The following is an 11,994-nucleotide window of genomic DNA, read 5'->3' as shown; positions in this document are numbered from 1 at the left end:
ACAAAGCACCCGCGACCCTCGAGGTCTGCTCTGGCGCTCGCGATGTTCGGGCTGCCTCACGATCGAAGTGCGACGACGCGGTCAATGACCCGGCGTATCTCCGGAAGATGTCTGTCATCGTCATGCGCCACCAGCCACGCATCATGGGATAGCTCGGGGATAGCCTCAGACCGTCTCTCGAGACGTTGCTCCTCGTCTCCGATGAACGTCGGCAAAACGACTTGGCCAGCACCTGCCAAAGCAAGATCGAGTGCAAGCCTCGGATGGCTCACCTCATAGCAGACATCCTGCCCTGCGCGCTCTTTGGTCCAGCGCGATGACGGCGTATCCACGGTGTGGACAATCCAGCGAGATGGTGCGTGGGCCAGCGCATAAACAGCGAAATCGTTCCGGGCGAGCCTCCTTCCCGCAAGTCCGGGTTCGGTTGGGCGTTTGTTCCGGATCGCTATCGACGCTTCGCGCCGTTTGATGCTTAGAACTGCCTCGGACGACACAAGGCGCAATCTAACATCAGGCGGATCACCAGTGATGTTCTGCCAGCGCCTCGCCAGCGCAAGAGACGTCCACGCCCCTGCCGACAGCTTGACGAGTGGCGGATTGTCGTCTCTCGGTTTGGCCGTCGCTCGTGCGATGCGTTCCGCAACAGCTTCGACTTCGCGCATCAACTCGATGCCCGCGTCCGTCAAGTCGTACCCATGCGTACGGCGCACAAAAAGTTCACGGTCAATGGTGCGCTCAAGGCTCCGCATTCTCCGTCCAAGTGTGGGTGCGCTTGAGGCTACGTCCTTGGACGCGGCCGCCAGCCCACCTGCCCGCGCAACCGCCAGAAAATCAGCCAAATCGTTCCAGCGAACACGCTCTGTGCCAAGCGGATATTCGTTCATGAATGAAACGATAAGTTCAAATCGTATTGTTTTGCAACGTAGCGCAATTCCATAGCCTGACGGGGTATGCCGACATCACTCCCAGTATTCTTGCTTTTGCTCCTTCTGGTGGGAACCGTCTGCAACGCGATGGCGGTTTCGTTCATGGGCTTTTACATAGTTGACGGCTTGGATCAGGAGCCGTGGAGCATCAGCGTCTATACAGGTCTTTTCGCCCTTGCTGTCATCTCCGCGAACCGGACCTTTGCGAAGCGGATCGACCAGGGGGCAAATCCATTTCCAATGATCGGTTTCGCAGCCGCAAGCTATGTCGTAGCAGCCATAGCGCTCTCTTTATCGCCAGATTTTCTGACGGTTATTACCGTCGGTGTGATTGGCTTTGGCATCGGATCAAGTTCGATGTCGACCATGTTTTCGGTGGGCGGGGTCATTGCAGATCGCAAGGCCATCAAGCGCAGCACCTTTAACGCCTACATGCGCGCCACAACGTCGACAGCCTGGATGATCGGCCCCGCGCTAAGCTTCACTGTGGCCGATCAGGCGGGCCCGGAGACTGTCTTTCAGGTCGCATCCGCAATAGCACTCCTGTGGCTTAGTCTGTGGTGGTGGACAGGTCCACGTGATGCCGCCGTTCGACCCGCTTTGGATGCGCCGCCCGATTCCGGGAAGAATGCTTCGAATGCCAAGCTCTGGAACGCGGTCCTTTTCGTATTCTGTCTGGCACTTGCACACTCGCTCACGTTCTCGGCGTTGCCAATTTTCTTCGTGAGAGAGGTCGGACTACCAGGTTACGCGCCAGGAGCGGCCTTCAGTATTAAGACGTTCGTAGAACTCTTCGCGATCTTCTCTACGCCGTTCCTGATCGCACGATTCGGACTGCGGACCTCGTTGTTCGGAACGGCACTCTTGGCGATCGTTGCCATTCTTGTTCTCGCAACGGTGCAATCGCTTCCACACATGCTCATCGGCGCTGCTCTTGAAGGCTTCTACTTCGGACTGTTCTCGACACTGGCGATCAGCTTCGTGCAATCGCTGTCTGAAGATCGACCCGCCTACGCGACGGCGATGTACTGGAACACGATGATGATCACGCTTGTCATTGCCGGGCCCGCTGCCGGCCTGATCGCGCAAGTGTCTGACTTTCAAACCGTCATATTCTCTGCATCTGGATTTGCCATCGCATCGGCCATCATTCTCGGCCGGAGCACTTTAAGTGAGCGCCCCGCAGCATCCTGAGCCAGTAACGGCCTTGCAGCGCGAGCATTCGAGTGACCCGGTCATTTGTGCAGGGCGCAGCATTGGTGAGCCTGGGCTCGCTCCGGTTAGCAGAGGCGGAATAGCATCTGAACGCTTCGCTGCATGATTGAGAGCATTGGCGGCCCTTGCGCGCAGGATGCGGCGGTAGTTTTCGCGCACTCCATTCTCCAATGGACCCCTTCGAGCTACCAAACGGAAAAATCAAAGTCCGGTCGACCGGCCTGACGCCACTGATGTCTCCTCCGCGCGCTCTGTGATCGTCGGAGCATTCATTGGATGCGCTCCCACAGTTTGGATCAGTTCGGTCCTAAGCATGCATAATCGGTCTGACCCTGTACTGAGGTCGAGCTCTCGATGAGCCGGAGCAAGAACCCTTCTTTGAGCAAGGAATGACCAAGCGACGCCGAACACACTCCGTTCTCTTCGCCAAATACTATCAAAATCCCAGAGCTCTCTCAGGCTCGTGCCGTTCGCAATTCAAGCTTCGGCAAATGCGCCCTGACGAATTTCGCGTAGAGGTTTCAGGACGTAGTTGAGGACCGTCTTACTGTCGGAGATTATCTCGGCCGTGACGACCATTCCGGGACGTAGAGGATGCCCGCCGAGTCTGATATCGCCACCATCGTTTGGAAGCGTAATCTTCACCCTATAAACCGTCTCTCCGGTTTCATTCTGAAAGCTGGTCGGCGACACCTCGGCGACGCGCCCCTCAATGGTCCCGAAGCGCGTGAAATCATAGGTAGACACCTTGATCGTTGCGGGAAGGCCTTCTTGCACGGTCCCGATCCGATCAGCCCCGACCTCGACTTCCACCTCCAGCAAACCCCCATGTGGGACTATCTCCACGATGAGATCGCCAGGTGCAATGACCTCACCGCGTCCTGACACAGACAGCTGCTGTATGGTTCCAGCCGTCGATGCCGTGACAACCGCGCGGTCGAGGCGGGCATCGATTTCAGCCAGGTTCTGCTCTGCCGCGACGAGCTCCTCAGTCAGTTCAAAACGGCGTTGCGCCGCCTCTCGCCGACGTTCGGCCAGAAGTTCTGCGCGCCGAAGGTGCGTGGCCTTCTGTGCGTCCTGTTCAGCCACGATATCCCCGTTCAGCTCCAACAATTCCCGTTCAATCTGAAGCCATCTGCGCTCAGCCGCTTCTGCCTCGCCAAGCGGTATAGATCCGCGCTCCACAAGCATGCGATACCGTTGGAGTTGATCCGCTAGAAGGTCCAACTCCTGCGCCAGGCTTTCACGCGTTTCCGTCAAGGCGTCTATCCGGTTTCCCGCGGCTGTGGCTTGTGACGAGATGATCTCGATCCGGGCGGTCAGAAAGTCCTGCTCGGCCCAGAACAGCTGTTCTTCCGGCGAAAGATCCGCCGCTTCGGAACCAAGGGCCGGGGTCTCATCCCGCAGTACAAGCGACGCCCGGCGAAGCTCCGCACGCAGCGCGCCAAGTCTGGCCTCGACAGTTTGCCGTTCCCGCTCCAGCGATGCACTGTCGAGCGACAGAAGATGGTCGCCCGCGGCCACGTCCGCACCGACAGAGGCACTGAGTTGCTCAACCACGCCGCCGTAGGGGTGCTCCACATGGACGGTGTTCGACTGGGTGGCGATCACCCCGTCGCCAACTGTGATCTCATCAACCGAAGTCGTCGCGGCCCAGAAGATCGCGAGAACGATTCCGGTCAAAATCGTGACAATCAACTGCCGCGCAAAGCGGCCATCACGTCGCTCGGGCAGCTCCGGACTGGCATCGAGGCCGCTCAGATGATCCGGCACTGCATCGTCTGGGGCCCGGCGAGATGCCTTCAGGGGTATGAGGGTTTTGGGGATCATCACGCGGCCTGCTCGCTGTCGTTTTGGCGATAGACCCGCGCCTTGCGGGAATTCAGCGCGATCACCAGATCCGCTTGGCGGATAATGCTGGGCCGGTGGGTGACCATGATGGTCGTCATGCGATCTTGCCGCACTTTCAGAGCGCTCAACAGGTTGCTTTCTAGGTGGCGGTCCAAACCGCCTGCGGGCTCGTCGAGGCACAGGACAACCGGGTCGGTCAGGAACGCACGCGCGACCGCCAGCATCGATTTGACGCCCGGGCGCAGAATGGCGCTGTCGCGCGATGGATCGAGCCGGGTCGACAGGCCCTCGGGCAGGTCGTTGAGCCACTCCGTCATGCCCAGATCCGCAAGCACCTGATGCAGGCGCTCATCACTTGCTCCGGGATCGGCAAACCTCAGGTTTTGGGCAACACTTCCGAAGAAGAACGGGGGCTGTTGCGGGACGTAAGCGATGTTTGCGACCCGGAACTCCTTGGAGAGCTGCGCGATATTCAGCTGGTTCAAATGCACCGCACCCGCATTTGGCGGCAAGAGCCCCGCAAAGACCTTCAGAAGGGTCGACTTGCCGGACCCCGACGCGCCAATCAGGGTCGTGAATGCCCCGTGGGGAATGTCCAGATGAAGATCCATCAGGGTCGGCAACACCGATTTCGGGAAGCGCACGACGACATTTGATGCGCTGAGATGCCCTTCCGGCATCCGCTGAACCTCGGCCGCACGGGTCGATTCTTCGTTGGGGAGGCGCATCATCGCGTCCACATCAGCGGCCAAATCGCGCACGTCCTGGAGGCGCGACATCTGGACCAGCAACTGCTGAACCGGTGCCATGAGCCGCCAGGTCAGGATGGTCGTCGCCACAAGCTGCCCCTGTGTCACGCTCCCGTTCATCACCAGTACCGCGCCAACACCAATCACCATTGCCGCCGAAAACGGGAGGCTGGCATAGGAAATCCCGCCAATCACCCGCGCATAAATCGCCACGCGCCGTCGCTGACGCACAAGATCCCCGATCTGCGGGCTGGTCTTTGTCCACAGCGCATCCGCCAGGCCATATCGCGCGATATGCTGCCGGTTCGCGAGGATTTCCGTGACGGTGCGCGACACCCCGCTTTTGACGATCGCGAGCTTGCGCGTCTCGCGCTTGAGGCCCGGCCCGGCAACCAGGCCGGCCAGACCGAAAGCGACGCAAAGAACAAAGAGCATCGCAGCCAACGGCCAGGCCATGAAAGCAATGGTGGTCAGCAAGATCACGGTCAAGGGCAGTTCCAGCAGCGTCGCCACCATTGGGCTCGCCGGAACATCCCGAATGGCTTCGAACTGACGCAAACGCGCCAGCTGCGCACTCACGGGGGCTGCGGTCACGAGGTTGGGCCGAAGCCGCAGAAGCTTGCCGAAGAGGTCTGCGCCAAGGATATTTTCGACCCGCGCCGAAATCCGCCCGATAAGCTTGGTCTTGATCCGGCGCAACGCAAAATCCACGCCGAACACAAGGCCAAGCCCGAACAGGATGTGCAGAAGAGTCGTGGTGTTCCTCGTGGGCAGGACCGTGTCAAAGATCATCGTGATACCGAAGGCCACGATGATGGCCATCGCACCGGTCAGGACCGATAGGAGGAACAGAAGCCGCACCTGCGGCGCGAACCGAGAGAACAGATCAGCCATATAGCTGCCCCGCGCCATGACAGCGCGGTCGGCGTCCGCGTCGTGTCGCATTTCGCGGAACGTGATCATGTCATAGGTCCGATGCGGTCGGATGGGCTGGCGCTCCGCCATGCCGTCGCGTCCCCGGGGATGGCTGAGACAGGCCCGACCCTCCTCTTGGTCCAGCAGCCAGGGCACGCCATCGCCATCGACGACCATGCAAACGTCTCCGCGCTGCGAGATCGCAGACCCTCGGCGCCTGCTCTGGGAGCTCGCGTAGCCGAGATTGGCCAGCGTGGTGCGGAGCTCATGGGGCCCGAAGACCCGCGGGAAATGCGGCAACGCCACAGCCAGATCCCGCATCGCCGGCATCCATTTCAGCCGCGACAAAAGCTCGATCAACAGCGCTGCGTCCCTCGGATCGAAGGAGAATCCGTTCAGTTGACCATTGCACATCGCGTCTTGATGGGCATCGAGCACAAATTCTCTTGCATGGTCCGGGCCGGGTCGGGTGGCGGCGGCCTTGCGGCGTGAGGCGGGCTCTGTCATTGCAGAACCTCCGCAGGTGTCGTGACAGCCATGGCCCCCGGCACGCGCAAGCCCCGCGCATGCGGTGTCAGATCGAGGCTCCCAGTGGCGATGTTCCGAAACGAGGGCCGACCGGTCACCAGCACGATGATCGAGTTTGGCCTCAGCCGTTCCAACAGCGCCAGCAGCTTCTGATCGGTCTCAAGGTCAAGCGCTGCATTTGCCTCATCAAAGAGGATAACGTCAGGCTCCGTCACCAGACCGCTCACGATCAGCGTCGCATCCGCAATCGACTTTGGCAGGCTCACATCATTGGACGACCCGATCTGTGTCTCATACCCATCGGCGCTTTCGGAGAAAAACCGATCCACCCCGATCTCGCTCGCAAGCGCCAGCGCGCGGTGCCGGTGCAGATCAGGCGCGAAATTCGTCATGTTCTCCATGATCGTCCCCTCGATGAGCTGGCTCTCGGGGCCCAGAAGGCGCACCGCCTCCGCCCGGTCGGCAGAGCGGAACGCTTCGGCAGGCTGATCATTGATGAGATATTGTCCACGCCGGAACGCCGCCTCGGCACCAAGCACGCGCAGGAACGCGGATTGATAGAGCGGGTTCGGTGCTTCGAGCGTAATACAGTCCCCGGTTTTCAGCGAGACGTTCAACCCCTCGAACCAGATGCCTGTCCGGGGCTCCGGCTCGGTCTCGACATCGACAAGCTCCAGCTTGCAAACCCCCCACAGGCCGTTCTTGCCGTCCGCCGCCGTCGGCAGGTTGAGAATGGCATCGAGATCTTCGCGCGCATTCTTGGCCGTCTCACTCCCGGCCAGGAAGGCTTCGAACTGCAGCACAGGCTGAACGATCCGCCCGGTCAGGAGGACCATCGCCGCGAGCGATCCAACCGTCATCGCGTCATGGATGACCGAGTAGGCGCCAATACAACACACGAAGAGCGGCGCCAGAGAGCCAATTGCACCCGCGAACCCCTGAGCGGTGTGAATACGTGCATTCATATCAAAGGTTTTCTCACCCGAACGCGACAAAAGGCGCTCGTACCGGCGGCGCATGAACCCTTCGATCCCCTGTGATTTGACAGAGGACATGGCGCGCAACACCTCGGCAAGGAAACTGTGGCGCTGCGCTTCGATCTCCTTGCGCTGCTCCTGCAGCGCGGTGACCTTGGTGCGCGACGATCTCAGGATCAGGAACGCAATCGACAGCGCCACCAGCACCGCACCGCCGGTGAAAGGGGAAATCAGCATGATCACAAACAAAAACAGAAACGCGAACGGCAGATCGAGGAGCGCCATGATACTTGGCCCGGTGTAAATCTCGCGCAGCCGATCAATGCTCGACAGCTGTGTGAAGAGCGTCCCCTCGTTCTGGCGGCTGGCCTCCACAGACGGTTGGTTCATGATCGCCCGCAGAGCAGCCGCATAGGCCGTGAACTCAAACCTTTGCCCCGCCAGACCAAGCAGGAAGTGGCGTGCACCGCGCAGCAGCATCTCCGCCACCACCGTGGTCAACACCACGGCGGCAAGTACGATCAGCGTCTCATAGGCCTCATTCGGGATGATCCGATCATAGATCTGGATCATCGCCAGCGGAATCGCCAAACTAAGCAGGTTCGATGCGACAGACGCACCGATCAGCGCTGGATCACGCAGCGCACTCTGCAGACTCTTGTAAACCGACATTCCATTCCCTCGAACCATCGCGGGAATAGATACCTCAAAGTGCTAAATTTCGATTTAAGTCTCTGTTTTCCGTTAAAAGTTTATCTGTTCTATGCCGGTGAAATCGATCGTTCCGCCGTCATCGAAGGAGATCACACCGCTGGCGTCCTGCGACAGTTGCAGCACACCTGCGCTGTCAGACACGACCGAATGACCGCTTTCGAGAACCATGGTCCAGCCATCGCCATCCACCGTGTCGCCGCTTATGGAATAGCCGTTGCCCATGCCCTCCAGCGTGATGACATCAGTCCATCCGCCCGCAAGGCCACCATCGACGGTGTCCGCACCCTCTTGCGACCCGATCAGAAACGCATCCGACCCGCTGCCGCCGGTGACCACATCATCGCCCGAGCCAAGGGTCAGCGTGTCGTCTCCGGCTCCGGCATCGATGTCGAGGCCCGCCGTATCCGCCGATCCGTCAACGCGGTCCGCGCCGTCCGACAGGATCATCCGCTCAATCTCGGAGAACGTACCATCCGCGCCGCCGCCTGAACGGAAGGCGTAATCGCCAGCGCCATCCGCCGTCGATGTGACCTCGACACCGTGGGTTCCGAGAAACTCCAGCATATCGAAACCATCGCCACCGCTGATGGAATCTGTTCCATGCGTGTCCGCGACCTGTATCGTGTCGTCATCGGCGCCGCCGTCGATGGTGTCATTGCCCTCCTGGCCGACGAGGAGATCATCCCCTGCGCCACCCAGGATCTGGTCGTTGCCGTCACCACCGGTGATCGTGTCGTTCCCGCCATCACCGTTCAGCAGGTTGCCGTCGATCAACGCGGTTACACCGTTTGTCGCCAGATCGCTGACCTCGCTGGACGACAGCTGGCCCTCGAAGATCGCAAACTCGTCAATGGCGCCTTCGAAATACTGCTGCAGATTGTCGGCGACAGCATCGCCGCTCTTCCACTGCGAGGCGCCCAGCGTCCAGGGCTCCATGTTCCCCGAAATCCCGCCGGTGTAGCTGTTGGTACCCACAAGCGTTCCGTCGAGATAGAGCTCCAGCCCATCGGGCCCGAAGGTCACGGCCGCATGCGCCCACGATCCAGGGCTCACGAGCCCCGAGGCCGTGTCGATGAAATAGCTGTCCGTCTCGGACTGGATCCGCAGCTTGAGCCCACCATCGGACTCCACCCAGAGCGTCAGGTGCCCGCCATTGTCGAAATAGCTCGAATCGCGCGAGAAAATCGTCTGCTGCCCCGCCAGATTGTCCGCGTTGAACCGCACCGAGACCGTCCCCGAAGACAGCGCAAAGGCCGGATCGTGCGGGACTTCGATGTAATCGCCAGAGCCATCGAGCGTTGCCGCCGTGCCTGCGCCATTCCAGCCGACAGAGCCCGTCGACGCATCGCCCTGATAGACCCCATCGACACCATTCGGGCCGGCGTCGGAGGCCACCCCGCTGGCGCCATCCTCGAAATTCATCAACAGCACAGGCGCGCCTGACGCGCTGCCATCGGCTGTTATGACATCATCGCCATCGCCACCGTGGACCGTATCCCGGCCCACGCCGCCATGGAGCGTGTCATTGCCGCCCATCCCGCTGATGCTGTCGTCGCCAGCAAATCCGACGATCTGGTCGCCACCATCCGAGCCGATGATCTGGTCGTCATTGTTGGTGCCGATGATCCGATCCACACCGACAAGCGTCATGCCCGAGAAATCAAAATTCGCGGCCCCGTCCTGCGTGCCCAGATCATCCCCGGAGGTCTGGCTGCCGTCGATCACCTCGATGCCCGAGGTGGCCGCCGAGAAATCACCCTGCACGCGGTAGGTACCCGCGCCATTGTCGAGCACCAGCGTGTCGGTGCCGCTGGTCCCGGTATCGGTCACGATATTGCTGGTCGCCCCATCCGAGTGGTTCAGGAAGATCCGGTCGCTGCCCTCGCCACCATCCAGCGTGTCGCGCCCGCCGCGCCCGTCAATCAGCGTGTCGTCACCATCGCCACCATAGAGGCTGTCGATGCCCGAGCCACCTGTCAGCGTGTCCTCCTCCGAGGTGCCCGTCACGGTCTCGCCGCCGCTGCCAGCGGCATAGCTGCTCTCCGCGTTCTGAACATTGATCGTCAGCACCTCGTCATAGGTGGCGCCGAACTGATCGGTGACCCGCACGGTCAGATCGAAACTCGGATCGGTCTCATGGTCGATGGTCTGGCCCGAGCGGACCCGGATTTCATTGCCAACCACCTCGAACACACCCGAGGGGTCATTCACGAGGCTATAGGTATGGCTGTCGCCCGCATTCGCATCGCTGGTGGACAGGGTCGCCACCACATCGCCCGACGGGTCATAGCTCGCGCCGATGCTGCCGCCGCTTGCGACCGTTTCATTCACCGTGCCGCCGGTCATGGTGATGTCGGTGGGCGCGGTATTGGCGGCATAAGATTGCAAATAGGCCGCGGAATAGTCCGTGCCGTTGAACGTAAAGGTTTCCACGCCAGTGACCTGATCACTCCCCTCATCGCCATCAGCCGCATTCACATCCGTGATCGTGAAGGTGTCAGCGCCGCTGTCATAGGTGACGGTGAAATCGGCAAGATCACCGTCCCAGATCGCCCGGTCATCATCCGCCCCGCCGTCGATCGTATCGTCACCGGCCCCGCCGGTGATCGTGTCGTCGCCGCTGCCAGCCATCGCCACATCATCACCCGCGCCGAGGCTCAGCGCATCGTCACCCGCGGCACCTGTGAGCGTATCATGGCCGCCTGCACCGCTGATCACATCATCCGCGGCAGTCCCGGTGACGGCGTCATCACCTGCGCCACCGGCAACCAAGGTCTCGGTGACCCCGCTGTCAACGAAGGTGACACCCCCGTCCGCCAGGGTGAGCGTCTCGGCGGTATCCGTCACGGTCACCGTCACCGGCAACGGGTCCGAGGTGGCATCGGCATCCCGGGCCGTGACAAACAGCGCATGGCTCTCCGCCGCCTCGAAATCCAGATCCGCACCCGGCTTGATCCGAATCTCGTTCCCGACAATCTCAAAGTTCGGGTCAACCACGGGCGTGCCCGCAGCATCCGTCAGCACATAGCTCACCGCGCCATCGGCGTCAGACGCCGCAAGCGTCGCCACCACTGTCCCGGTCGCACTGTTTTCCACGACAGACCCGCCCGACAGAACCTGTAGCGTCGGTGCGACGGCAGCCGGCTGAGGGACCGCTGCCGCAGTCACCACCGGCTCAGGGCTGTCGTCTGCAGCCTCACGGGTGGCACTCGGTGTCGCCGTACTCCCACCCTCGGGCGGGGCCGCGGCGGCGGCGCTTGCCTCTGCATCCTGCGCAGGCTCGGAGCGGGCCGCCACATCGCGCTCTGCCGCTGGCCGATCACCGGCGCCGGGGGCGGCAACTGGTGTCACATCAAGGTCAAGATCGAGTGTCTGTGGCGCCGCAGAGGCACCCACCTGCGGTGTCCCGGAGGGCTGTGCGAGCGCCTCCGCACCCGCCCCCTCAAGGCGCGCCTCCTCGCCGCTCCGCTGCGTCGGTTCGGGCAGTACTGCGTCATCCTGAGCCACCGCATCGGCGCGATCCGCTGGCGCCCCGGACATCGGCCCCTCAACGGGTGCTGCCTCTGCCTCGGTGCCGACTAGGCCGCTCAGCGCCGCTAGATTGCTCGACGCCGCCGCTGACAAAGTCGTTGCGTCGCCGCTCTCGAACCGCACATCAACAAATCGCGACTGTTCATCCGACGGACGAGCCGTGCGGTTGTCTGTAGCGTTCTCCTGCGGTGCCCCTCTGGGCCCAGCGTCTTTGTCTTCGGTTGCCATTCGCCTGCCGTCCGTCAAACCAAACCATCAAAACTCAAAGGCGAAATTTAACCGACAACCGTCTTGAAGCGGTGAGGTTTCTAACGGGTTGGTTATTAGATGTTTAAAATCGTTGGGGAAGCCCAGGTTCAAATGAGCTAGAAACCTTCCGCTATACAAATCCGTTAATCAGGTCCGCTGGTGCTACTGTCGAGACATTCTCGACGTTATCGTGCGCCTGAGACCAGAGTTCCGCTTGAACCACGCGGACAAGACCCACTATTCCTCGAAGAGGTGTCTAAGCGTTGTCTGTTCGAGGGCTTGCAATTAGCGGGCCTTCTTGGAGTCTGACGGGTTTCCAGGCAATGCAGTGCTCGCAGC

At 61.1% G+C, this 11,994-nt stretch carries 6 protein-coding genes; 1 reads left to right on the top strand and 5 read right to left on the bottom strand.

The window, feature by feature from the left end:
• Nucleotides 1-56 precede the first annotated feature (56 nt).
• Entirely contained in the window at nucleotides 57-884 is an 828-nt protein-coding gene (locus ACVC7O_RS07225) for a LysR family transcriptional regulator (protein WP_458325408.1), read from the bottom strand.
• 66 nt (nucleotides 885-950) lie between these two features.
• On the opposite strand from ACVC7O_RS07225, the gene ACVC7O_RS07220 reads away from it, so the two are divergent.
• Nucleotides 951-2,120, top strand: a complete 1,170-nt coding sequence (locus ACVC7O_RS07220) for an MFS transporter (protein WP_458325407.1) — start codon at nucleotides 951-953, stop codon at nucleotides 2,118-2,120.
• Nucleotides 2,121-2,618: 498 nt separating this feature from the next.
• Here ACVC7O_RS07220 and ACVC7O_RS07215 read toward each other — a convergent pair whose 3' ends face one another.
• From ACVC7O_RS07215 to ACVC7O_RS07200, 4 genes are all read right to left on the bottom strand, one after another.
• Nucleotides 2,619-3,971, bottom strand: a complete 1,353-nt coding sequence (locus tag ACVC7O_RS07215) for an HlyD family type I secretion periplasmic adaptor subunit (protein WP_458325406.1) — start codon at nucleotides 3,969-3,971, stop codon at nucleotides 2,619-2,621.
• Nucleotides 3,971-6,163: a peptidase domain-containing ABC transporter gene (locus tag ACVC7O_RS07210; protein WP_458325405.1), complete on the bottom strand. Its 2,193-nt coding sequence runs from the start codon at nucleotides 6,161-6,163 to the stop codon at nucleotides 3,971-3,973. Before ACVC7O_RS07210 ends, ACVC7O_RS07215 begins: the two co-directional genes overlap by 1 nt.
• Complete coding sequence (locus ACVC7O_RS07205) at nucleotides 6,160-7,833, bottom strand: ABC transporter transmembrane domain-containing protein (protein ID WP_458325404.1); 1,674 nt, start codon at nucleotides 7,831-7,833, stop codon at nucleotides 6,160-6,162. Before ACVC7O_RS07205 ends, ACVC7O_RS07210 begins: the two co-directional genes overlap by 4 nt.
• Nucleotides 7,834-7,905: 72 nt before the next feature.
• A complete protein-coding gene (locus ACVC7O_RS07200; protein ID WP_458325403.1) occupies nucleotides 7,906-11,634 on the bottom strand; it encodes a LamG-like jellyroll fold domain-containing protein in 3,729 nt (1,242 codons plus the stop codon).
• Nucleotides 11,635-11,994: the final 360 nt, after the last annotated feature.

The organism is Roseobacter cerffii, assembly GCF_054226325.1.
This window is presented reverse-complemented; position numbering and strand designations above follow the sequence as displayed.